The sequence below is a fragment of the Cupriavidus sp. 94F1 genome (assembly GCF_057798875.1).
This window is the reverse complement of the sequence record NZ_JBYOJT010000011.1, coordinates 37,742-60,223: the sequence shown is the minus strand read 5'-3', so window position 1 is coordinate 60,223 and position 22,482 is coordinate 37,742. Positions and strand designations below refer to the sequence as shown.

The following is a 22,482-nucleotide window of genomic DNA, read 5'->3' as shown; positions in this document are numbered from 1 at the left end:
TCTTTATGAAGCCGGCGCCTCGTCAGGCGGGCGCCGTGAGGGGTACGTCACGGCAGCAGGCCGCCGGCCGCCGGCCGCCTTCTCTGCGGTATCAGGCGGTGGTCGCCGCCGGGCTGGCGGCGGCGCGGTCCGCAGGGCTTGCCGGCCAGGGCATCAACGGCATGCCCATCGTGGCGGCCTGGCGTTGCTCGAAGGCATCGAATGCCGCGCTGCGGGCGCTGCCACGCAGGCCGCCACGCACGGCGCCGGCGCGCACGTCGGTGAAGTAGACGGCCCAGTCGTCAGGCAGCGGCTGCGAACCGGGCACGGCCAGCCACAGGCGCAGCAGGTGGCGTTTGCGGTCGAATTCCTCGTAGTCCTCGAAATTGGTGCGCGAATGCACGGTCACGTAGTTGTTCAGCAGCTGCATGTCACCCTGTTCGAGCTGCATGGCAAAGCAGAGCTCGGGATCGGTCAGCAACGTGTCGAGCAGGTCCAGTGCCTCGATCTGCGCCGGGGTCAGGCGCGGCACGTCGTCGAAGTCGCGCTGCGCGGCCACCACGTTCTTGCGGTTGATGCGGAACGCGAAGGCCGTCGGGTGGCTGCCCAGGATCGGCAACGGGTAGTAGGGCGGCTGGGACGGGTCCTGCGCGCCCTGGTAGCTGTAGTAGAACGGCTGCTGCAGTACCGGGATCAGGTCGGGGCGGCGCTGGGCCACCGCGTCACGCAGGGCGATCGAGCTGACCACCTTGCTCTCGCCGCCCGATTTGGCGGCGCGGCGGCAGATCAGGCCCACGATATCGCCCGAATCGGTATGGAAGTCGAGCCCGGCGTTGGTGTTGTAGCCGCGGCCGTTGGTGGTCTTGTAGGCCGCACCCACGTCGCGCACATCGTTCATGAAATCGCTGGCCCGGTTCTGCGTGCGGGCCACGCCCATATGCAGGCCGATGCCCCAGTAGGCCAGGCGGGTGTCGTCCTCGCTCCATCGATCCACCGGAAAGCCCTTGACCAGGCACATGCCCCAGCGGCCCTGCGTCATGTCCACCGCGCGCGCCAGCGCCTGGCGGGCGCCGTCGTCGAGCGGGAAGTCGTCACGCGTCATGTCCAGCGGCGCCTTGCCGACGGCCTTGGCGTGGGCCAGGGCGTGATCGAAGCTGGCCACGTGGGCGGCCGTCAGGCGCAGGATCCAGGAGGTGTCGCGCTGGGCATCGGCGGCGCGCCAGGCTTGGGGGCGTTGTGCAGGCATCGGTATCGTCTTCTTTATCGGTTCAGGCCGGGGGTTTGAGTGGGGCCGTGACAGCCTTGCGCCACGTCGTGCAGCCAGTCTATGCTTGGCTGGCACCAAGAAAAAGTGATGTTGTTTGACGTCCTTGATAAGGAATCTTGATGAAGCTGGAGACCTTCGCCACGCTGGCGGCCGTTATCGAGGAAGGGTCGTTCGCGGCGGCGGCGGCCACCATGCACCTGACGCCAAGCGCGGTCAGCATGCAGATGAAGCAGCTGGAGCAATACCTGGGACAGCCGTTGTTCGATCGCTCCGGGCTGCAGGTGCGGCCCAATGCGTTGGCGCGCGAGGTGTCGGCGTCGATGGAAGGTGGGCTGCGGCACCTGAACACGCTGCGCCGGCGGGCCAGCGTGGCGGTGGAAGGCGCGGTGCGACTCGGCGTGATCGAATCGATGCAGCCGGTGCTGCTGCCCGGTACGTTGCGCTACCTGCGCGAACGCTATCCGCGCCTGACGGTCAAGCCGCTGCGGGGCCGCAGCACGGGCCTGATGGAGATGGTCAAGGCCGGCCAGCTTGACGCGGCGGTGGTGGCGCGCCCCGAATCGGGCCGCGTGGCCAGCCTGCGCTGGTATCCGGTGGCGACCCGCGAACTGATGCTGATTGCGCCGCCCGATGCCGGCAGCCGCAACGAATCGCCGGCCGATCTGCTGGCCCGCTACGACTGGATCCGTTATGACCGGGCTACCGTGTCGGGCGCGATGGCGGCGCGCCACGTCCACGGACTGCTGCCGGACAAGCGCAGCGCGATGGAATTCGACAGCGTGACGGCCATCGTGGCGATGGTCAGCGCGGGCCTTGGGGTGTCGGTGGTGCAACTGATGGACCCCACCGTCGTGGACCGCTACCCGGTGCGCCGCATCCGCCTGGGGCCGGACGCGCCGGTGCTGCAGATGTCGCTGGTGCTGCGCAAGGTGGACGAGGACAGCCGGCTGTTGCAGGCGCTGCGCGAGGCAGTCGAGGCCACGTTGAAAACGCCGCGCGACTAGATGCTGTGGTTTTTTGGCCTTTTGGTGGGGCGGGGGATGGGGCGTTGCGGGTCGACGTGCGATATGTCGGCAAGCAGGGCCTCGTTGCCCTCTCCCCCAGCCCCTCTCCCACGAGTGGGAGAGGGGAGCCGTCATGGATCGGCCGCAGGTGGGAGAGGGGGGCCGTCATCGATCGGCCGCCGGTGGTAGAGGAAAGCCGCGATCAGCTCGCTGCCTCGCGTGCCATCAGCAGCCGCACGCTGTCCGCGCGGGTTTCCGCCAGTGCCAGTGTTTGTGGAAACAGCGGCTGGCACAGGCGGGTCAGCACGTTGCCGGGCGGCATTTCCACCGCCAGCCGCATGTCGCAGGCGCGTGCCAGCAGCATCGTTTCATGCCAGCGCACCGGCAGCGCCATGTTGCGCGCCAGGTCTTCGGCAATGCGCGCCGGGTCGCGCAGTTCGCGCGCCGCGCTGGCGCTGAAGTAGCGCAGCGTCGGGCGGCGGCACGCGATGTCCGCAAAGGCCCGCTGCAGCGTCGCGGCGGCATCGTCCAGCAACGCGCAATGCGACGGCACCGCAATCGCCACCCGCTGCGCCGTGCGCGCGCCTGCCGCCAATGCCAGCGCCGCCACGCGCGCCATGGCCGCGTCCGATCCGGCGACGACCATCTGGGTGTCGGCGTTGTAGTTGGCGATAAAGACCGGCATGCCGGGCCGATGCACATCGGCGACCACGGCCTCCAGCGGCCCTTGTTCCAGCCCCAGGATCGCGGTCATGCCAAAGCCTGACGGATAGGCGGCCTCCATCAGCCTGCCGCGCTGTGCAACCAGCCGTACGGCATCGGCAAACGGCAGCACGCCGGCCGTGACCGCTGCCGCATAGGCGCCGATCGACAGCCCGGCCACGGCGTGGGCCTCGGCGCCATCGTCGAGCAGCGCGCGGGCGCTGGCTACGCCCGCCGCCAGCAGGCAGAGCTGTACCGATACCGTGGAAGCCAGATGCGCGGCATCGTCGTGCAGCAGGATGTCCGCGCCCAGCACGTCGCTGGCTTCGGCCAGCGTATGCGCCGCGGCAGGATGATCGGGCAGCGCATGGAGCATGCCGGGGCGCTGGGCGCCCTGGCCGGGAAAGGTCAGCAGGGTGGGCATGGCGCGCGCCAGGGGTCTTCGCAGAGCACGGGGCCGGTGTCGGTCTTCAGCAGCACGCGGCCCCCGGTACGCAGCCGTTCGCGCAGCGCAAAGGCGCCGTAGGGGGTGGCCACCTGGATGTCGAGCCGCACGGCATCGGTATCGATCAGCGATTTCAGTGTTGCCAGCGTGGCGCGCGATAGCGGCTCGGCGGCGTCCAGCAGCAAGTCGATATCGCTTCCGGTGTGCAGCACGTCGATGCCGGAAGCCAGCGTGAAGCCGACGGCGCCCGTCACGCCCCACGGTTGGGGCAATGCGCCCAGCTGCCGGGCGAGCGCATCCAGCGCGTGCAGCGCCGGAATCTCGTCACGGCGCGGATGCAGGCGCCAGAAGCCTTCACGCGCGATGTCGAATGGCGAGACCACCGTCGCGCACTGGTCGGCGTCGATCCAGCCGGCGTGCCGCTGCGCGCGGGTGCTGCCCCGGACCCCTATCGGGATACGCGGCGGGAGGCGCCCGGCCGTGTCGCGGTCGCGCCGCACCACCAGCGGCGCCTGCGCCAGCCAGTCCGCATCGGCCCAGTCCGGCAGCGATCCCTCGGCGATGAACGCCGCGGGATCGCGCAGCCAGATCAGGTCGTGCGGCCGGACGTGCATGTCAGTCCCGGTCCTGCCACTGGCTGGCCAGCAATGCGCGGGCCTGACGCGTGGCGCTGCGGTTTTCGCCGTGAAGGCGGCTGCGCAGGTTGCGCTGCGGATCGGCGTCGATGTCGGCCAGTGCCTCGGCAAGCTGGCCTTGCACGGCGGCCATGTCCTGCGCGGTGGGGGCGGCGGCGTCCTGCACGGCGACGGTGCGCCACAGCAGGCCTAGCGTGGCGTAGTTGTCGAGGTCGTAGGCCATCGGCGGCACGGTGGCGGCAAACGCCTCCAGGTCTTCGACACTGCGCAGCGTGATGCGCGCGGCGGCTTCCTTGCCCATCGCGTGGACCTGTACACCCGGGTCGCGCAGCGCCAGGATGCGGTTGGCCTGGTAGCCGTGCGCCAGGAACGCCCCCGACATCGCCTTGCCGACCAGCAGCGCAATCACGGGATGCCCTTGCAGCCGCGCCGTGGCATAGGCAGCGGCCGCGCTGGCCAGGGCCTGATGGATGCCAAACGCTTCCTCGCGGCGGCCATAGGCCTGGCTGGGTGTATCGACAATGGCGACGATGGCACGCTTGACCGGGAGATCGCGGTCGGCGGCCACGGCGTCATGGACGGCGCGCGCCAGCGACCAGCCTTCGAGCAGTCCTACCTCGCCCTGGCGCGCACGCGGGAACGGGCTGGCGGCATCGGGCACCACGGCGATCAGGCGGGCGGCGCGGCCGGCGGTCTCCACGTCGGCCACCTGGACCGATGCCGGATAGCCGGGCAGTCGCGCGGCGTTGCCGCTCAGGGCGGCCAGCCAGGTGTCGCCCCGGCTCGGGGCGCGGGGTGCCGATTGTGTGGGCGTGGCGCTCATTGACGGTCTCCATAGAGGCGGCGCACGGTGGCCGGGTCCGGTTGATGGACGGCGTCGCCAGCGATGTAGGCGGCGATGCGTTGCAGATAGTCGGCGTAGCGTTCGCTGCGCGGGGTGTCCTGCACGGGCGCGGATGCCAGTTCGGCCACCACGTCGCGGATCGCGGCGGCGTCGTCGTCGACATAGCGGTCGGCCAGGCCCGTGGCATGGCGTTGCTCGCCGCCGGTCAGGCCCCAGATGAACGGGCGGTCGCGCGAATCGTATTCGCCCACGCCGGCCTCCTGTTCGATCACGGCCGGACCGTTCAGGCCCAGGCGCGCCTCGCGCGTGACCACCAGCGCGCTGCACAGGCCGGCGGCAATCGACATGCCCCCGAAGCAGCCCACCTGGCCGGCGATCACGCCGATCACGGGCTGGTAGCGGCGCAGGTCCACGATGCCGGCATGGATTTCGGCAATCGCGGCCAGCCCCAGGTTGGCCTCCTGCAGGCGCACGCCGCCGGTTTCGAACAGGATGACGGCACGCGTGGGCACGCCGTGGCGGTTGTCGTCGGCGGCCAGTTCCAGCGCGCCGGCAATCTTGGCGCCACCCACTTCGCCCAGGCTGCCGCCCTGGAACGAACCTTCGATGGCCAGCACCACGGCGGGCTGCCCGTCGATCCGGCCCTTGGCGACGATCACGCCGTCGTCGCCCTGCGGCACGACGCCCTGGCGTTCCAGCCACGGCGAGGTCAGGCCATCGAACGGCCCGGCCAGTTCGCGGAAGGTGCCGGGGTCCAGCAGGGCGCGGGCGCGCTCGCGTGCGCCGAGTTCGACAAAGCTTTCGCGGGAGAGCAGGGCGGCGCGGGTCATGTCGGCTCCTTGTCGTCGAGGGCTTCGAACGCCTCGGCCAGGCGCATGCCCACCACGCCGGGCGTGGCGCCGAAGTCGTGGATGCGGATCTTCATCGCGGGGCGCGGCCCGGCGCCGAACACGCGGTTGAGCTGGGCATCCCAGACGCGGCCGTATCCGTTGATCGACGTGGTCACATCGATCCGGGTCTTGCCGGCTTCACCGGGCTCGATGATGACTTCCAGGTCGCCAGAGCCGACCACGCCCACCAGCACGCGGTGCGCGGCCGGGGCGCCTGCCGCATATTCGAAACGGAGCTGTTCCATCAGTGTTCTCCAGATGGCGCGGCCCAAAGCCCGCCAAGCCGATCAAGAAAGAGGGTGGCGGCCAGCAGGTCGGCGCTGCCGCCCGGCGAGGCACGGCGCGCGTGCATCGTGGCTTCGAGGTCGTGCAGGCGCCGGCGTCCGGCCAGCGTGCCGATGCCGCCGGCGTCGAGCACGGCCTCGGCGCCGGCCTGTACATCGGCCAGCCCGGCACGGCCGGCACGCGCCAGCACGCAGGTGTCGTCGAGCCGCGCCATGATGGCCAGCAGCGCGTTGACCTGCGCCGTGGGCTCGGCGTCGCCGCGCGCGCGGGCCTCGCGCAACGTTGGCAGGCCGATGCCCATCACGTGCGGAAAGCCGGCCTCGGCCTGTTCGCGCGCGCCGCCCACGCCGTAGGCGGCACGTGCCAGCTCGCCTTTGTTGCCAGTGTGGGCCGGACGATGGCGATCGGGCATGCGGGCGATGACCGCGGCCATCTGGGCGATGGCCTTCGCGCGCGGCACGGCGCCGCGCGTCTTGCCAAGCCAGCCGGCCGCACCGGCCAGCAGGCCCAGCGCCCAGATCGCACCGCGATGCGTGTTCACGCCGCCTGTGGCGCGCAGCATGGCCGTTTCGGCCTCGCGACCCAGTGCGCCCAGCCGCTCGCGCAGCGCCACGTCGATGCGGCGCGCGTGCTGCCCGGCCAGGGCCATGGCCGCGAAGCTGTCGGCCAGACTGTGCGCCGAAGCGATCATCAGTGTCAGCGACATGTCCGCATGGGTGCCGTTGCCGCGCGCGTCCACCAGGCCGGGCTTGGGCGCCAGCCGGGCTTCGTCGACCAGCACGGCGACGGCCAGGCCGCCAATGGCGCCGGCCAGGCGGGACGGCGCGACATCGCCATGGGCGGCCGGTGGGAGAGGGGCAAGCGCGGCAGTCATCACCAGCTCCTGAAGCGGGCCGGCGGGTTGTAGAGGCCGCCCGACCATTCCACCAGGTCGGCCATGCTGCGCGCGGCCAGCAGCGATCGCGTGGCCTGCGCGCGATGCACGCCCAGGTCTTCGGGCAGCGCGATCAGGCCGTCGCTGCGCATCAGGCGCGTGGTGGCCGGATCGTGCCGCATGCCGATCGGCGTGACGCCGGCCACGGCGGCGATCATGCGGCGCCGCTCTTCCAGCGAACGCGCCTTGTACAGGTAGGCGATGCCCTCCTCGGTCAGCACGTGCGTGACGTCGTCGCCGTAGATCATGACCGGCGCCAGCGGCATGCCGCTGTCCTTGGCCACCTGCACGGCATCCATCGATTCCACGAAGGTCGGCTTGCCGCCGGCCTGGAACGTTTCCACCATCTGCACCACGAGCTTGCGGCCCCGGGCCAGCGGGTCGTCGGTTTCGATCAGGTCCAGCCAGGCGGGCGTGGCATGGCGGCGGCCGCCCGGGTTGTGGCCCATGTTCGGCGCGCCGCCGAAGCCGGACAGCCGGCCGCGCGTGACCGTCGAGGAATGGCCGTCGCCGTCGATCTGCAGCGTGGAGCCGATGAACAGGTCCACCGCGTACTGGCCCGCCAGCTGGCACAGCGCGCGGTTCGAGCGCATGCTGCCGTCGCGGCCGGTGAAGAACACGTCGGGGCGCGCGGCCACGTAGTCCTCCATGCCCAGTTCGCTGCCGAAGCTGTGCACGCTTTCCACCCAGCCCGATTCGATGGCCGGGATCAGCGTCGGGTGCGGGTTCAGCGTCCAGTACTTGCAGATCTTGCCCTTCAGGCCCAGCTGCTCGCCGTAGGTGGGCAGGATCAGTTCGATGGCGGCGGTGTTGAAACCGATGCCGTGGTTCAGCGACTGGACGTTGTGGCGCTCGTAGATGCCGCGAATCGCCATCATCGCCATCAGGATGTGCACCGGCTTGATCAGCCGCGGATCGCGCGTGAACAGCGGCTCGCAGAAGAACGGCTTGTCGGACTGCACCACGTAGTCGATCCAGGAGCCCGGGATGTCCACGCGCGGCAGGCCGGCCGGGTCATCGACGATCTCGTTGACCTGGGCGATCACGATGCCGTCGCGGAACGCCGCGGCTTCCACCAGGGCCGGCGAATCCTCGGTGCTGGGGCCGGTGTACAGGTTGCCCTCGCGGTCGGCCTTGTAGCCGGCCGTGAGCACGATCTGCGGCGTCAGGTCGACATAGAGCCGCGAATACAGCTCGATATAGGTGTGGATGGCGCCCACTTCGAGCAGGCCGTCTTCCAGGAACTGCGAGATCCGCACGCTCTGGGCGCCCGCGTAGGCGAAGTCGAGCTTGCGGGCGATGCCGCGCTCGAACAGGTCCAGGTGTTCCACCCGGCTCACGCTCGGGATGATCATGTGCAGGTCATGCACGCGCGACGGATCGGCCTCGGCCAGCGCACGCGACAGGAAATCGGCCTGCTTCTGGTTGTTGCCCTCCAGCACCACGCGGTCGCCGGGGGCCGTGATGGTTTCGAGAAAGCGCACGATGTCGCCGGTGGGCACCACCTTGCCCGTGGCGATTTTCGCGCCCAGGTCCTGGCGGCGCCGCTTTTCGTTGCGGCGCGTGTCCCATTGTCGTTCCGGTATCGGATTCAGCATGACGTCTCCGGTGTGCTGCGGTCGTTACGGCAACGATAGGCCACGCGGCGGCGGGCGAACAATCAACGTCGGCGACGGACCGTTACGGCGGGCGTAACTAAACCCTTCACCCACGGTAACGGGACGATTAACCGGACCGTAACGATCGTGCGCCGCTGGTTGATTGATGCGGCGCGCCGCCGTTCCTAGAGTTGTCTGCAAATGTCCGCCCCACCGGGGACGCGGCGCCCGCCATACCAACCATACCAACTGGAGACAACCATGATCATCTACGGAACCGCTTTACTGGCCATCTGCCACCTGGTGGGCCTGTACCTGGGCGATTTGCTCGGCGCGGCCATCGGCGTCAAGTCGAATGTGGGCGGGGTGGGCATTGCCATGCTGCTGCTGATATTCATCCGGCTCTACCTGCACGACCGGGGGCTGATGCCCAGGGAGACCGAGGCCGGCGTGGGCTTCTGGGGGGCGATGTACATCCCCGTGGTGGTGGCCATGGCGGCCCAGCAGAATGTGGTGGCCGCGCTGCGCGGCGGACCGGTGGCCGTGCTGGCGGCCATCCTGGCCGTGGCGGCCTGCGCCTGCCTGATCGCGCTGCTCAGCCGCACCGGCGATCACGAGCCGCTGCCGCCGCTGCCGGCCGAAGCCGTTTCGCAATAAGCCGGGAGATCGCCATGACTATCGCTGCGCCGGCCATGATGTTCGACAACGTCCTGCTCCACAACGGCCTGGTAACCGCCTTTGCCACGGTCGGCATCGTGATGTGGGTGTCTTCGCAGATTTCAAGGCGGCTGACGAAAGGGCGGCTGCATGCGTCGGCCATCGCCATCATGATCGGCCTGGGGCTGGCCTATTACGGTGGCGTGGTCACCGGCAAGGAAAAAGGCCTGGCCGATTTTGCGCTGTTCTCGGGCATCGGCCTGATGGGCGGCGCCATGCTGCGCGACTTCGCCATCGTTGCCACGGCCTTCGAGGTGCAGGTGCGCGAGGCGCGCAAGGCGGGGATGGTGGGCGCCGTGTCGCTGCTGCTGGGGACCGTGGTGCCGTTCATCGTCGGCGCGCTGGTGGCGCGGGCGTTCGGCTACAGCGACGCCGTCAGCATGACGACCATCGGCGCGGGCGCGGTGACCTATATCGTGGGCCCCGTGACCGGCGCGGCGCTTGGCGCCAGTTCGGACGTGATTGCCCTGTCGATCGCCACCGGACTGATCAAGGCCATCATCGTGATGGTCGGCACGCCATTCGCCGCGGGCTTCCTTGGCCTGAACAACCCGCGCGCCGCCATGGTGTTCGGCGGGCTGGCCGGCACGGTCAGCGGGGTCTCGGCCGGACTCGCCGCCACGGACCGCCGGCTGGTGCCCTACGGCGCGCTGGTGGCCACGTTCCACACCGGGCTGGGCTGCCTGCTGGGGCCGTCGGTACTGTACCTGGCCACCAAGGCGATCGTGGGAGGCTGATCCCGGGGGTGGATCAGCAGGGCGGGCGGCCGCCGGACTGCGTCAGCATGCGACAGACGGCGGCCAGCGCCAGCAGGTTCGGGTCGCGCTCGCGGCGGCGCAGGAAGCTGAGCCCGATGGTCTGCTTCATGCCGTAGTCGGCCGTCAGCGGCACGAAGGCCACGTTGCGCGCGAACACGTCGCGCACGCGGCCCGGCAGCAGCGAGTAGCCGATGCCGCCGCCCACGAGGTTCATCAGCGAGAAAATGTCGCCCACCTTCATCACCACGTTGGGCGTGAAGTCGGCAATGCGGAAGGCCTCGGCAAAGCCACTCGACGTCACGAACCCGTCACCGAGCGACACGAACGGCTCGTCGCGGCACAGGCGCAGGTCCACGGCGGGCAGCTTCGCGTAGTGCGAGTCGGCCGGCGTGGCAAAGAAGATGTCGTCCTCGAACATCGGGATCGACTCGATCTCGGCACTCGGCTCGGGCAGCCCCATCAAGGTGGCGTCGATGGTGCCCTGGCGCAGCTTGTCGAGCAGGTCGGCGTTGGAGCCCAGCACCAGCTCGGTCTGCAGTTCGGGGCGGCGCATCTTGATGCCGATCACCACCTGCGGCACCGTCCGGATCGTCAGCGAATAGAGCGAGCCGATCTTGAGCTGGTCGGCCGAATAGCCGGCGGCCTCGCGCGTCACGCGTACGCCATCGGCCATGGTCTTGAGCACGTCGCGCGCCACATCGGCCAGCACGTGGGCCGCTTCGGTGGGCAGCAGGTTGCGGCCCTCGTGGCGGAACAGTGCGCAGCGCAACCCTTCCTCCAGCGAATGCAAGGCCCGGTGCACGCTGACGGTGCTGACCTCCAGCACCTCGGCGGCCTTGGCCAGGTTGCCCGTGTCCATGAACGCGAGCAACGCTTCGAGCTTGCGGAACGTGATGTCTTCGCTGATGCGTTCGGGCATGGTCTGGGGGCGGCGGGACGGAAGTCGGGACAGGTCCAGATGATCGCACACCGGGCCGGCGATGTGCATGGCGCACGCGGCGGGACAGCTTCCCGCGGCCAATCATGTCGTCCGGTTACACCGGACCGGCGTGACATATCCCGACATGAATGCCAGGGCGACAGCCAGCGATCCGCCTCCTAGAGTTCAGCCCGTCGACGCAACACCACGCGTCAATCGAACCGAGAGGACACACCATGGCCAACCGCCGCCTGATCGCCGCAGCCGGATCGCTGATGCTGCTCGCCAATGCTTCGGCCTTCGCCTGGAGCGGTGGTCACTTCCATGCCTATACGCCGCGCGGCGAATTCAGCGGCGGCCATGCGATGTCCTGCGGCGGCGGCAGCTGCACGCATGCCGGCGGCGCCGTGGGCCCCTGGGGCCGGACAGCCACCAACACCGGCACCGTGACGCGCAACGCACCGGGCCAGTTCTCGAATGCCGGCACGGCGGTCGGGCCGAACGGCCGTTCGGTGCAGCACGACGGCAGCACCAGCTGCGCGGGCGGCACCTGTGACCATACGGGCGACATGACCGGTTCCAACGGCCGCACGGCCAGCACCAGCGGCAGCGTCACGCGCGACGGCCCCGGGCTGTACCGCTCGTCGGGCACCGTGACGGGCGGCAATGGCAACAGCTGGAACCATTCGGCCGGGACGAACTGCGCTGGCAACACCTGCGATCGGTCCGGCACCGTCAGCAACAGCGATGACGGCAGCGTCACCCATTCCGGCAGCGCCACCCGCGTGGCGCCGGGCGTGGTGACGACCAGCGGCGGCAGCACCGTCTACCACGGGGCAACGGTCAGCACCGGCAGCACGGTCGTGGTGGGGGCGGCCCCGATCTATGTACCCGCACCTGCGCCGGTGGTCGTGGCGCCGGTGCCGGTGCCGGTGATAGTGCCGCCGCCCGCACCCGTGGCAGTCGTGGCACCGGCCGCTCCCGTCCTGCCGCCGCCTCCGCCGCCCGTGGTGGTGCCTGCGCCCGTGGTCGTCACACCGCCCCCGCCGGTGCGCGTGGCGCCCGTCGTGGTGGCCCCGCCGCCGGTCTATGTGGCGCCGGCCCGGGTGGCCGTGCTGGTGCCGGGCCACTGGGTGGGCCGCGTCTGGGTGCCGGCGCACTACGCCTGAGCGGCGGCGTTCGCCGCAACGATTTCAACCTCGCCGGCCGGGGGCAAGCCCGCCAGATGCCGGCAAACCAACGGAGTTGCATCATGAAGAAGATGATCACGGTAATGATCTTGTGTATTGTTTCTGCAGGGGCCGGTGCGCAAGGCCTGGCGGGCGGCGGCGGTGAAAACCGCATGGCACGTACCGAGCAGGTGCTGTCCGAACTCCAGACCCGCTTTGCCAACGCCAACACCACGCGGGACGGCAAGCTGACGCGCGCACAGGCGCAGGCGGGAATGCCGATGGTGGCGCGGCACTTCGACGAGATGGACGCGCACCACGCGGGCTATCTGACGCTGCCGCAGATCGAGGCGTTCATGGCCCAGCGCATGCGGTCGCGTTGAGGGGCATTGCCGGGGCCGGCAGGTCAGTCCAGGATCAGAAGCACAAGAACCGGAGGGACGGCATGGACCAGGGACACCGCATCATCGTGCTCGACGACGAGGCCGAGCTGCGCAACATGCTGCAGCGTTTTCTGACCGGCCATGGCTTTCAGGTGCGGGCCGTGGCCGATGCCAAGCAACTCAACCGCTACCTGCAGCGCGAGCCCTACGACCTGCTGGTGCTGGACCTGATGATGGAACCCGAGGACGGGCTCTCGATCTGCCGCCGGCTACGGGCCGAAGGCCAGACGCTGCCCATCCTGATGCTGACGGCCAAGGGCGACCCGGCCGACCGCGTGGTCGGCCTGGATACCGGCGCCGACGACTACCTGGCCAAGCCGTTCCTGCCCGATGAACTGGTGGCGCGTATCCGCGCGCTGCTGCGGCGCCAGAAGATCGCCGCGGGCGACCCGACGGTGACCAGCCAGACCCTGAGCTTCGGGGAATTCCGCTTCGATGTCGGCAAGCAGACGCTGACGCGCGGCGGGGCGCCCGTGGAAGTTCACTCGGCCCAGATGCTGTTGCTGCACGCGCTGGGATCGTCGCCCAACCGCGCGGTCAGCCGCGAAAACCTGCTGGCGCGCGCCCGGGGCCGCGACCACGACGCGCTGGACCGCAGCATCGACGTGCAGATCCTGCGGCTGCGCCAGATCGTGGAGGAAGATCCGTCCCGGCCCCGCTTCATCAAGACCGTCTGGGGCGTCGGCTACATGCTGGTGGCGGGCGTGGATGCATGATGCGTCGCATGCTGCCGCGATCGCTGCTGGCGCGCAACATCGTCCTGCTGGTGATCCTGGTCTTCCTGACGCAGGCCTGTTCGCTATTCGTGTTGCTGCACTACGTGCAGCGTCCGCGCGTGGAGCGGGCCGCCGCCGTGTTTTCTCATTACGTCATGCTGATGGACCGCGCGCTCGGCACCATGCCCGCCGGCGAAGCCCGCGCGGCCGTGGCGCGCATGGGCGGCCAGGCCGATCCGCCGCCCGACGATCCGCCCGGCGCCGACACGGCCCACCCTTTCCGCACCTGGCAGCGCGACGTGTTCATGCGCGCGTTGCGGCGCGACCTGGCGCAAGACACCGATGTGCGCTGGCGGGGCGGCGACGACGACGAAAAGCTGTGGATCCAGGTGCATGCCGCCGGATCGCCCACGTGGATTGCGCTGCCGATGACGGCCGACGCACAGGCCAGCGGCATCACGGCCGCCATTGCGCTGTCGGCGGCGCTTGCGCTGCTGGCGGCGTTGACCGGCTACCTGCTGCAGCGCCATCTCAACCGGCCGCTGCAGGACCTGGCGCAGGCGGCCAACCGCATCCATGCGGGCGAGATGCCCGAGGCCTTGCCGACCAATGGCCCCACCGAAATCGCGGAGGTCAGCCGTGCCTTCAACGATATGACCGAGGCATTGCGCCAGGCCGACAAAACGCGCGCGCTGATGCTGGCGGGCGTCTCGCACGACATCCGCACGCCGCTGACCAAGCTGCGCCTGGCCATGGCGATGACGCTGCCGCGCGGCACCGACGACGCATTCGTGGCGTCGGTGGAAGGGTATCTCGATCACATCGACATGATCCTGCAGCAGTTCATGGACTACGCCGGCAGCGGCGAGAAGGAGACGCCGCAGCCGGGTGACCTCAATGCGCTGGTGCGCCAGCTGGCGGCCGATTTCGCAGGGCTGGGGCACGAATTCGAGCTCGACCTTGGGCCGCTGCCCCCGGTGGTGTATCGGCCCACCAGCATGCTGCGCATGCTGATGAACCTGATGCAGAACGCGATCAAGTACGGCAAGACGGGCCTGTTCGTGCGCACCTGGCACGACGGCCGGCAGGCCCATGTGGCGATCTGCGATCGCGGCACGGGCCTGGGCGCGGCGGATCTGGAGCCGTTGCGCGCACCGTTCAGCCGGGGCTGCAATACGCATGGCGAGGGCGGCACGGGCCTGGGGCTGGCCATCGTCGATCGCATCGCGCGGCTGCACGGCGGCGCGCTGTCGTTCCGCGAGCGCGAAGGCGGTGGGCTCGAGGTGGTGGTGTCGCTGCCCGCGTGACATGGGATGAAATAGTTATCGCCTGGCCTGTTGCGCGGCTTCGTCCAATACTGGGTCTGCCGGCGCCGATGTCCGGCGCCAACCGCAACCACCAGCAAGGACCCCCTATCATGACGAACACTTTCCAGACGCTCTCGCGCACCGCCAGGCAACTGACCATCGCCGCCGTGGCTGCGGCATCGATGATGATGGCTGGCGGCGCGTCGGCCACGACGATGATCTCCGAAGCGTCGGTGCCGGCGTCGCTGTCGCACGTGCAGGCTGACGTGGTCTATGTGCGTGGCTTCGACGTGAGCGCCAGCCAGGTCAAGGTCGACAACACGATGATGCACCGGATCAAGGCAATGGCTGCTGGCGACGCTGGCGGCGGTGCCCAGGACCAGGCCGCACTGGCCGCGCGCAATGCCACGGCCGACGAGATCGTCCGCCAGCTTCAGGCCAAGGGGCTGCATGCCGTGCGTCTCGACGGCCCGGTGCCCGCCGATGCCAACGCCCTGATCGTGGAAGGCCGCTTCGACAGGATCGACGAAGGCAATCAGCGCCGTCGCACGATGATCGGTCTGGGCGCGGGCAAGAGCGATGTGTCGGCATCGGTCCAGGTGCTGTACCAGCCGGCACATGCCCAGCCGATTCCGCTGGCGCTGTTCGATACCAGCGCCGACAGCGGCCATATGCCCGGCGTGGCCGAGATGGCTGGCGTGGGGGCGGCGGCCAGCCACGTGGCCACGTCGGTGGCGGCCAGCGCCGGCTTGCACGGGGCGACCGAAGCCCGGCGCGACAGCCTTGCCGGCGAAGCGCAGCGCGTGGGCGATGCCGTGGTCAAGCAGGTGATGGCCATGCTGGGCCAGCCGGGCGGGGCCCCACGTATCTGAATCGTCCGTCTGAAACGGATCGAAACGAAGGGCGCCCCTGTGGCGCCGCTCGGCGTCCTTTTCTTTTTCTGACGCCTCAGATACATTGGCATTTCCTGATTTGCCTGAAATGCCGTGAAACACTACACACGCGAAAACTTCCAGCTAACGCAAAGTGTCGGCTTTCACCTGAACCGGGCACGCAACAGCCTGCTCATGGAGATGGATGCCGCGCTGCGCCCGCTGGACATTACCGCCCAGCAGATGGGCATCCTGCTGTCGCTGATGCGGGGGATGGCCAGCACGCCGCTGGAGGTCAGCCGGCTGCTGGGCATCGACACCGGCCTGATGACGCGCATGCTGGACAAGCTCGAAAACAAGGGCCTGCTGCAGCGCCAGCGCAGCGACGAGGACCGTCGCGTCATCCACCTGATCCTGACCGACAAGGGCAGGGACGTGGCGGCGCAACTGCCCCATATCGCGCCCGAAGTGCTCAATCATCGCCTGCGCAATTTCTCCGAGGCCGAATTTGGCGAGTTCATGCGCCTGCTGCAAAAGTTCGCGGACGGCAGCTGAGGCCGCCGTCCGGATTCATGCCTGGGCCCGCTCCGGGGCCGTCCGCCGCACGGTGAAGTCTGCCGCGAACGCGAAGGCCATGGCCACCGCGCCGCACGCGAAGATCATCGTGTAGTTCTCGTGCGTATGCGAGAACAGCCACGCATAGCCGTAGCCGCCCAGCGCCTGGAACAGCGCGAACGATGCCGTGGCGCGGCTCCACGCGGCGCGCTGGGCCGTGGGGTCATGCGGCAGCAGTTCCTGCACGCGGCCGAGCACCATCGGCACGATGCCGGGGGTGAATGCGCCGAGTACGATGGTGGCCGCCCACAGCGCCGCCGTTTGGTGCGACAGCGCCAGCAGGCTCACCGCCAGCCCCTGCAGCACCATGGCGATGCGGTAGCCGTTGCCGAAGCCCATCCGGCCGCCCAGCCAGCTGCTGACCACCGGACCCGCGATCGCGGCGATGCCGTACAGCACCCAGTATCCCGCGCCCACCGACGCGCCCTGGCCCAGGCCGCGCGCCACGTAATCCACCAGCAGCACCATCGCCGGCACAAGTCCCAGGGCATTGGCCGCGTACTGGATATAGATCACGCGCAACGCGCGACGATGCGACGCCAGCGCGCTGTCGGCCGCATGGTGGCCGGCCGGGGTGGCCGCCGGCATGCCCGGCGGCGTGTCGGTGGCAGGCCAGCCCGTCCAGCTCAGCGCGGTCAGCAGCAGCGACACGGCGCCAAGGCCGAACCACGTGGTACGCAGGCCGAACTTGAGCAGTTCCGGCACCAGCGTGCCCGATGCGGCGATGCCGATACCGAGCCCGAGGAAGATCATGCCGCTGACAAAGGCGCGCCGGGCCGGCGCGATATGCGGCAGGATGGCCGTGGCCACCAGCACCATGATGGCACCGCCCGACAGGCCCGACAGGAAGCGCCAGACAAAGAACCAGCCAACCGACAGCGGAAACGCGCACGCAAAGAATGCCGCCGTGACGGCCACCATCAGCCAGCGCAGTGCATGACGGTTGGACATCCGCGCGGCCAGCGGCCGCCCCAGCAGCGCGCCGGCCAGATAGCCGGCAAAGTTGGCGGCGCCCAGCGTGACCGTATCGGCCGCGCTGAACCAGTGGGCCTGGATCAGCGCCGGAATCAGCGGCGTGTAGGCAAAGCGGGCCAGGCCGATGGCCACGAGGCTGGCGGACAGGCCGGCAAACGCGGCATGGAGGGCGCGCGTGTCGAGCGATCGGCTGTCGGATGGGGCGCCCGGAACGGGAACGGCGGCGGGGGCATCTTGAGACATGGTTTTTCCTTCACGAATGTCGGGGCGAACGTCTCCGCCACGCGGCGCCGGGCCGCGTGGGAGCGTGTCGAAAATCGGGGGAGTGGGGCGGTTCTAGGCCGGCGGGCCGTCGGCCTGCAGGCCCAGCGACGCCAGTGCGGGGCGCACTGAGGCCTCCAGCAGCGCGCGCTCCGGCATGACGCGCGACAGCACGCGCATGCCAACCTGCAGCGACAGCAGCATGGCTGCGGCGTCGTCGGGGTCATGGACGGCGGCGATGGTGCCTTCGGCCTGGGCCGCGCGGATCACCCGCCCGAAGAACGCGCGCAGCAGCGACAGTTCCAGCGCCACGGCGGCCTTCAGTTCGGGGTCTTCGTTCGAGGCCTCCAGCGCCGTGTTGATCAGCATGCAGCCACGGTGCGGCAGCTCGGTGGCGCCGCGTTCGACGCTTTCGGCAAAGAACTGCACCAGCGCCTGCGCCGGCGGATAGCTGGCCTCGATGCGGTCGATACGTTCGCGCAGCGTGCGGTTCAGGTAGTCGTCCAGTGCCTGCATGAACAGCTGCCGCTTGTCGCCGAATGCGTTGTACAGGCTTGGCTGGGTCAGCCCCATGGCCTGGGTCAGCTCACGCGTGGACGTGGCGTGGTAGCCCTTGGCCCAGAACGTGGCCTGGGCTGCGGACAGCGCCGCATTCGCATTGAATTGTCGGGGTCGTGCCATGGCGGATCTCGTTTTGTATCGATCTGTATGAAACGTAGGGCTGATTATAGAGCGATCGATACAAAACGCAAGTTCGTTCCGGGCCGACCCCTTCGGTATTCGTGAAGGGGTCTTCTTGAAATGTGACTTTGCGGCGCCGCCCCGCCATCCCTTATAGTCTGCGGGTACCGCCTGACCGATAAGGAGAGAAAAGTACATGAGCAAGACCAACTGGATGGCGGTGGGCGCTGCGGCAGCAATGCTGCTGGCGCCGGGCGTCCATGCGCAGTCCACCGCCCAGCCAACCGGGCAGGCCCCGACGCAGGCGCCCGATCTGCATGTGATGATTTCTGGCGGCTTCACGGCCGCCTACCAGAAGCTGGCGCCCGGCTTCACCGCGCAGTACGGTGCCCGGCTAAACACCGAGCACGGGCCGTCGATGGGCAAATCGCCCGAGGCCATTCCGAACCGGCTGGCGCGCGGCGAGCATGCCGACGTGGTCATCATGGTGGGCTATGCGCTGGACGACCTGATCAAGAAGGGCGTGGTCGATCCGCAGTCGCGCGTGGAACTGGCGGACTCGCGCATCGGCATGGTGGTGCGCCAGGGTGCGACCGTGCCCGATATCCGCACCGTGGACGCCTTGCGCCAGACACTGACGCAGGCGAAGTCGATCGCGTATTCGGATAGCGCGAGCGGGGTCTACGTGGAGCGCGAGCTGTTCACGAAGCTTGGCGTTCCGGCGCTGGCTGCCAAGGCGAAGAAAGTGGAAAAGATTCCGGTCGCGTCGACGGTGGCCAATGGCCAGTACGAGATCGGCTTCCAGCAGGTGGCCGAACTGCTGCCCGTACCCGGTGTGACGTTTGTGGGCCGCATTCCCGAGGAAGTGCAGTCCGTCACGCGTTTCGCGGGCGGCGTGCCGGTCAAGGCAGAGCACCCCGCCGAGGCGAAGGCCTTGCTGGAATTCCTGGCGGCGCCTGCCGCGCAGGCCGTAGTGAAGGAAACAGGTCTCGACTCGGTGCCCCACTGAACGCGACGCCGTTTTTTAAGGGCTGCAGTCATTGCCCGGGGCCGGCTCATGCCGGCCCTTTTTCATGGGCCGCCACGTTATGCCGCATGGCTTGCCGGCCGTCCCGCTTTGACACTTGCATTAAGCAAATGTGATGCTGTGGGAATTGTCTTACGAATGTTTCAGCAGCGGCCTTCTGCTTCGACGGGGTGGCAAAACATAACCTGCAACTACAGCGGGGCCACAACGCAATCCAGCAGCTTGCAACGCGGAGATTGCCGGGCCCGATAAGTATCCACCTCGAGAAAGGAGCACGACATGATCGCAAAGAAGTGGCTGAGTGCAGCAGTATGTTCGTTGATGGTGGCCGCGCCGATGGGCATGGCCTATGCGCAGGCGGGTTCGAAGGCGGACTATGACGCTGCCGTGAAGCAGGCCGATGCCGACTACAAGACGGCCAAGAGCAAATGTGACGGGATGTCCGGCAATGCCAAGGACGTCTGCAAGGCCGAAGCCAAGCGCGACCACGACGTGGCCAAGGCCAACGCCGAAGCCAAGCGCGACGGCACCGAGAAGGCGCACGCCAAGGCGTTGAAGACCAAGGCCGACCGCGACTATGACGTGGCCAAGGAAATGTGCGACGACAAGAAGGGCAACGACAAGGACGTGTGCGTGAAGGAAGCCAAGGCATCGCACGAGCGCGCCCTGGGTGAAGCCAAGGTCGACAAGGCCGCCGCCACGGGTACCAGCACCGACGTGGCCGAGGCCCGCGCCGATGCCCGCAAGGACACGACCAACGCCGCCTACAAGGCCGACAAGGAAAAGTGCGACGCGATGTCCGGCGATGCCAAGGATAAGTGCCAGGCCAATGTGAAGGCCAAGTACGCCAAGTAACGACGCAAGCCAGCCCGCTGCGGGCAGACGCGCGAACCGGCACGTATGACGCCGCAACGCAATGATCCACAGTCCACTGACACACGAAGGAGCCAGATATGAACTGGGACCAGATCGAAGGCAAATGGGATCAGGCCAAGGGCAAGATCAAGGAAAAGTGGGGCAAGCTGACCGACGACGACATCACCGTCATCAACGGCAAGCGTGACCAGCTGGCCGGCCGGATCCAGGAACGCTACGGCTATACGAAGGAACGGGCGGAAGAGGAAATGAAGGCCTGGGAGCGGGACGTTCGCTGGTAAGCCAGCACGTCCCGGCCCACAAGGCCGGACCACGCGTCATGCGCGGACACGTGTGACGATCAACGGGCGGGGCCTTCGGGCTCCGCCTTTTTTCATTGATGGGCAATCGTTTCCTGCCGTGGGTTTGTTACAGGATTATCGCCAGCATGTAACAATGTCAACCTACAATATTTCAACGCGTTACGGAATATTACGAGCTGGGCCGCCTTCCCCACGAACAAATCCAACAAAGGCGGTCGGCCGCGTTGCGGCGGATACCGGCCGCGAATGCGAGGGTCGTCACTGCGTGATCAGGTCTCGAAGAAGATCGGCATGCCAACCAGGGGAGCAGTTAGTCGTGCATGGACCAGTTTCATGTCTGCAGAGCCTTCAGAGCCACGCAGGGGGATTTCTTCATCTTTTGCCGGCCGATTATGTGCGCTATCTCGGCACAGTCGCGTCGGTTTCAACGTTTTGCTATCCGACGGGCAGCCGCAAATGGCTGTCCCGGCGCATCAAGCTTGTCGCGCTGTCGGCCATCCGTCGCAGTACGGCACAGTTCTGGCTGCGCGAGGCGTCTTCGTGCGCGTTGCTGGAGCGGGTGATTGCCGCACGGCCGGTGGTGCTGGAAAAGCCGTTTCGGCCGCTTGGGGCCTACGGCCTGTGCTTTGGCGAGCGCGCGCGGCTGGTGCTGGAGCATTTTTCGCTCATGCACGATGCGCTACCGGCTGGCGTCTGCGACCGTATCTATCTGGGCGGCGGACTGGACTGGGCCTTCGGCGATGGCCGCTACACGCTGCGGCTGACCGACTCGGGGCCGAATCCCCGGGAAGGCGAACTCGGGCTCTACTGGATCGACAACGAAACGGGGGCCAGCCTGGCGCAACTGAGCTTTTACCTGCGACGTGCCGCCGATGGCGTGGAACTCTATATAGGCGGGCTGCAGGGCCCGATGAACGACGCCAGCCGGGACTGGATCCGCGCCGCCACCAAGGCGTGTGAAGGCCTACGGCCGAAGGATGCGCTCATGCAGGCGCTGCTGGCCCTGGCTGGTCAGATTGGCGCGCGCCGGATCGTGGCGGTGTCGCGCGCCAATCACGTGGGCCGCCAGCGCCACCGTCCCCGCGAAATCCAGGCGGACTACGAAAGCTTCTGGGCCGAATACCACGGCACGGCGCTATCCAGCGGCAACTTCGAACTGCCCGTGCAGCAACCCGAGCGCGACATTGCGGAAGTGGCGTCGAAGAAGCGTTCGGCGTGGCGGCGCAAGCAGGCGCTGGCGGCGTCGATCCGCCACGCGGTCGCGCTCGGCCTGTGTCCGCAGGCTGATGCGGCCAGCAACGATGGGTTTGCGCTGGCGGTCATCCCCGCGGCCTGAGCGCCGGTCGCCAATCTGGGTGTGCTGCGGCTCGCATGGCAGAACGGCCGGGGTGTAAACCCTAGTAGTCTAGCCAGCTAGACTTTTAATAGAGTCCGGTATCGGCCGGAAGCGCCGGTGCAGTCATGCGCCGGCCGGCCGCGCCATGTACCCCCGATGCCGGACGCCACCGACCTTCTTTCCCGCAGCCGCGAGCCCGTCTACCTGCAGCTCGCCACGATATTCCGCCGCCAGATCGAGAGCGGCGCCTGGCGTCAGGGCGAGCAGTTGCCATCGCTCGATGCCCTGTGCCGCCAGTACGGCGTGGCGCGCATGACCATGCATCACGCCATTTCCCAGCTCGATGCCGAAGGGCTCGTGGCGCGCTCGCGCGGCCGCGGCACCTTCGTCAAGACCGCCGGCCGTGCGCGCCGCCCGCTGGCGCTGCCGATCAGCTGGGACCAGGCCGTGGCGGTGGGTGACCAGCTATCCACCGAAGCCATGGTGGAATCCACTGCCGATGTGCACCTGCCCGACGATCTGGGCATGCCTTGCGCCGCCCGGCGCGCCGACGCCTACCATTTCCTGCGCCGCGCGCATCGCCTGGAAGGCCGGCCGTTCGCCGTGGGTGAGGTCTATATCGCCGCCGATGTGTTTGCGCGCGAGCCCGAGGCGTTCCGCCAGGGCGCGTCGGTGCCCGTGCTGGACCGCTTTCCCGGCCTCAAGGTCAATGCCGCCCGCCAGCGCCTGTCCATCGTGCCGGCTGGCGCGGAATGCGCCGGCGCGCTGGAGCTGGCCGTCGGCGCGCCCGTGGCCGAACTGCGCCGCTTTGCCTGCGTCGACGATGTGATCGTCTATTACGCGCGTATCGAATTTCCCACCGAGTACGTCTGCCTGGATTTCGACCTGCTCGCCAATCGTTGCTGACCACCGCCAACCGCATGGA

General features: G+C 68.4%; 25 protein-coding genes. 14 read left to right on the top strand and 11 right to left on the bottom strand.

What is annotated here, in order from left to right; genetic code table 11:
- Nucleotides 1–91 precede the first annotated feature (91 nt).
- A complete protein-coding gene (locus tag AC3FJ6_RS22300) occupies nucleotides 92–1,225 on the bottom strand; it encodes a TauD/TfdA family dioxygenase (RefSeq protein ID WP_488773785.1) in 1,134 nt (377 codons plus the stop codon).
- Nucleotides 1,226–1,365: 140 nt separating this feature from the next.
- Between AC3FJ6_RS22300 and AC3FJ6_RS22295 the strand changes: the two genes are divergently transcribed.
- The gene (locus AC3FJ6_RS22295; RefSeq protein WP_488773784.1) at nucleotides 1,366–2,250 is read left to right on the top strand and encodes a LysR family transcriptional regulator; all 885 of its coding nucleotides are present in this window, start codon (nucleotides 1,366–1,368) and stop codon (nucleotides 2,248–2,250) included.
- Between the two features lie 202 nt (nucleotides 2,251–2,452).
- Here AC3FJ6_RS22295 and mdcH read toward each other — a convergent pair whose 3' ends face one another.
- From mdcH to mdcA, 7 genes are read right to left on the bottom strand one after another with little or no spacing between them, the layout of a single operon-like run.
- Complete coding sequence (mdcH, locus tag AC3FJ6_RS22290) at nucleotides 2,453–3,376, bottom strand: malonate decarboxylase subunit epsilon (protein ID WP_488773783.1); 924 nt, start codon at nucleotides 3,374–3,376, stop codon at nucleotides 2,453–2,455.
- Nucleotides 3,361–4,011 (bottom strand): malonate decarboxylase holo-ACP synthase, encoded by a 651-nt coding sequence (locus tag AC3FJ6_RS22285; RefSeq protein ID WP_488773782.1) that lies wholly within the window; start codon nucleotides 4,009–4,011, stop codon nucleotides 3,361–3,363. The genes mdcH and AC3FJ6_RS22285 overlap by 16 nt, the downstream gene beginning before the upstream one ends.
- A 1-nt stretch (nucleotide 4,012) precedes the next feature.
- On the bottom strand, nucleotides 4,013–4,855 hold the full coding sequence (gene mdcE / locus AC3FJ6_RS22280) for a biotin-independent malonate decarboxylase subunit gamma (RefSeq protein ID WP_488773781.1): 843 nt from the start codon (nucleotides 4,853–4,855) through the stop codon (nucleotides 4,013–4,015).
- Nucleotides 4,852–5,706 carry a biotin-independent malonate decarboxylase subunit beta gene (locus AC3FJ6_RS22275; protein ID WP_488773780.1) on the bottom strand — a complete coding sequence of 285 codons (855 nt, stop codon included), beginning with the start codon at nucleotides 5,704–5,706 and terminating at the stop codon, nucleotides 4,852–4,854. The genes mdcE and AC3FJ6_RS22275 overlap by 4 nt, the downstream gene beginning before the upstream one ends.
- A complete protein-coding gene (locus tag AC3FJ6_RS22270) occupies nucleotides 5,703–6,011 on the bottom strand; it encodes a malonate decarboxylase subunit delta (RefSeq protein ID WP_488773779.1) in 309 nt (102 codons plus the stop codon). The genes AC3FJ6_RS22275 and AC3FJ6_RS22270 overlap by 4 nt, the downstream gene beginning before the upstream one ends.
- Nucleotides 6,011–6,925 (bottom strand): triphosphoribosyl-dephospho-CoA synthase, encoded by a 915-nt coding sequence (locus AC3FJ6_RS22265; protein ID WP_488773778.1) that lies wholly within the window; start codon nucleotides 6,923–6,925, stop codon nucleotides 6,011–6,013. The genes AC3FJ6_RS22270 and AC3FJ6_RS22265 overlap by 1 nt, the downstream gene beginning before the upstream one ends.
- A complete protein-coding gene (gene mdcA, locus AC3FJ6_RS22260) occupies nucleotides 6,925–8,583 on the bottom strand; it encodes a malonate decarboxylase subunit alpha (RefSeq protein WP_488773777.1) in 1,659 nt (552 codons plus the stop codon). Before mdcA ends, AC3FJ6_RS22265 begins: the two co-directional genes overlap by 1 nt.
- A gap of 261 nt (nucleotides 8,584–8,844) precedes the next feature.
- Between mdcA and madL the strand changes: the two genes are divergently transcribed.
- Nucleotides 8,845–9,240, top strand: coding sequence for a malonate transporter subunit MadL (gene madL, locus AC3FJ6_RS22255; RefSeq protein ID WP_153947089.1), 396 nt, complete (start codon nucleotides 8,845–8,847; stop codon nucleotides 9,238–9,240).
- Nucleotides 9,241–9,254: 14 nt separating this feature from the next.
- Nucleotides 9,255–10,037, top strand: a complete 783-nt coding sequence (madM, locus tag AC3FJ6_RS22250; RefSeq protein WP_175459870.1) for a malonate transporter subunit MadM — start codon at nucleotides 9,255–9,257, stop codon at nucleotides 10,035–10,037.
- Nucleotides 10,038–10,050: 13 nt separating this feature from the next.
- Here madM and AC3FJ6_RS22245 read toward each other — a convergent pair whose 3' ends face one another.
- Entirely contained in the window at nucleotides 10,051–10,977 is a 927-nt protein-coding gene (locus AC3FJ6_RS22245) for a LysR family transcriptional regulator (protein ID WP_153947090.1), read from the bottom strand.
- A gap of 236 nt (nucleotides 10,978–11,213) precedes the next feature.
- Between AC3FJ6_RS22245 and AC3FJ6_RS22240 the strand changes: the two genes are divergently transcribed.
- From AC3FJ6_RS22240 to AC3FJ6_RS22215, 6 genes are all read left to right on the top strand, one after another.
- A complete protein-coding gene (locus AC3FJ6_RS22240; protein ID WP_488773776.1) occupies nucleotides 11,214–12,146 on the top strand; it encodes a hypothetical protein in 933 nt (310 codons plus the stop codon).
- Nucleotides 12,147–12,229: 83 nt separating this feature from the next.
- Complete coding sequence (locus AC3FJ6_RS22235) at nucleotides 12,230–12,529, top strand: EF-hand domain-containing protein (RefSeq protein WP_488773775.1); 300 nt, start codon at nucleotides 12,230–12,232, stop codon at nucleotides 12,527–12,529.
- 62 nt (nucleotides 12,530–12,591) lie between these two features.
- A complete protein-coding gene (locus AC3FJ6_RS22230) occupies nucleotides 12,592–13,305 on the top strand; it encodes a response regulator (RefSeq protein ID WP_488773774.1) in 714 nt (237 codons plus the stop codon).
- A complete protein-coding gene (locus tag AC3FJ6_RS22225; RefSeq protein WP_488773865.1) occupies nucleotides 13,305–14,612 on the top strand; it encodes an ATP-binding protein in 1,308 nt (435 codons plus the stop codon). The genes AC3FJ6_RS22230 and AC3FJ6_RS22225 overlap by 1 nt, the downstream gene beginning before the upstream one ends.
- 110 nt (nucleotides 14,613–14,722) lie before the next feature.
- On the top strand, nucleotides 14,723–15,484 hold the full coding sequence (locus AC3FJ6_RS22220) for a DUF4410 domain-containing protein (RefSeq protein WP_488773773.1): 762 nt from the start codon (nucleotides 14,723–14,725) through the stop codon (nucleotides 15,482–15,484).
- A 114-nt stretch (nucleotides 15,485–15,598) separates the two neighbouring features.
- Entirely contained in the window at nucleotides 15,599–16,039 is a 441-nt protein-coding gene (locus AC3FJ6_RS22215) for a MarR family winged helix-turn-helix transcriptional regulator (protein ID WP_249640907.1), read from the top strand.
- Between the two features lie 15 nt (nucleotides 16,040–16,054).
- Here AC3FJ6_RS22215 and AC3FJ6_RS22210 read toward each other — a convergent pair whose 3' ends face one another.
- Both AC3FJ6_RS22210 and AC3FJ6_RS22205 read right to left on the bottom strand, forming a co-directional pair.
- Nucleotides 16,055–17,317, bottom strand: a complete 1,263-nt coding sequence (locus tag AC3FJ6_RS22210; RefSeq protein WP_488773772.1) for a YbfB/YjiJ family MFS transporter — start codon at nucleotides 17,315–17,317, stop codon at nucleotides 16,055–16,057.
- A 93-nt stretch (nucleotides 17,318–17,410) separates the two neighbouring features.
- The gene (locus AC3FJ6_RS22205) at nucleotides 17,411–18,016 is read right to left on the bottom strand and encodes a TetR/AcrR family transcriptional regulator (RefSeq protein WP_488773771.1); all 606 of its coding nucleotides are present in this window, start codon (nucleotides 18,014–18,016) and stop codon (nucleotides 17,411–17,413) included.
- Between the two features lie 238 nt (nucleotides 18,017–18,254).
- Between AC3FJ6_RS22205 and AC3FJ6_RS22200 the strand changes: the two genes are divergently transcribed.
- The 5 genes from AC3FJ6_RS22200 (at nucleotide 18,255) to AC3FJ6_RS22180 (ending at nucleotide 22,463) form a co-directional block, all read left to right on the top strand.
- Entirely contained in the window at nucleotides 18,255–19,025 is a 771-nt protein-coding gene (locus AC3FJ6_RS22200; RefSeq protein ID WP_488773864.1) for a substrate-binding domain-containing protein, read from the top strand.
- Between the two features lie 300 nt (nucleotides 19,026–19,325).
- Nucleotides 19,326–19,898, top strand: a complete 573-nt coding sequence (locus tag AC3FJ6_RS22195) for a hypothetical protein (RefSeq protein WP_249640910.1) — start codon at nucleotides 19,326–19,328, stop codon at nucleotides 19,896–19,898.
- 98 nt (nucleotides 19,899–19,996) lie between these two features.
- Nucleotides 19,997–20,200 (top strand): CsbD family protein, encoded by a 204-nt coding sequence (locus AC3FJ6_RS22190; RefSeq protein ID WP_153947099.1) that lies wholly within the window; start codon nucleotides 19,997–19,999, stop codon nucleotides 20,198–20,200.
- A gap of 400 nt (nucleotides 20,201–20,600) precedes the next feature.
- Nucleotides 20,601–21,557: a DUF535 family protein gene (locus AC3FJ6_RS22185; protein ID WP_488773770.1), complete on the top strand. Its 957-nt coding sequence runs from the start codon at nucleotides 20,601–20,603 to the stop codon at nucleotides 21,555–21,557.
- Between the two features lie 156 nt (nucleotides 21,558–21,713).
- Nucleotides 21,714–22,463: a GntR family transcriptional regulator gene (locus tag AC3FJ6_RS22180; protein ID WP_488773769.1), complete on the top strand. Its 750-nt coding sequence runs from the start codon at nucleotides 21,714–21,716 to the stop codon at nucleotides 22,461–22,463.
- The last annotated feature ends 19 nt before the right edge of the window (nucleotides 22,464–22,482 follow it).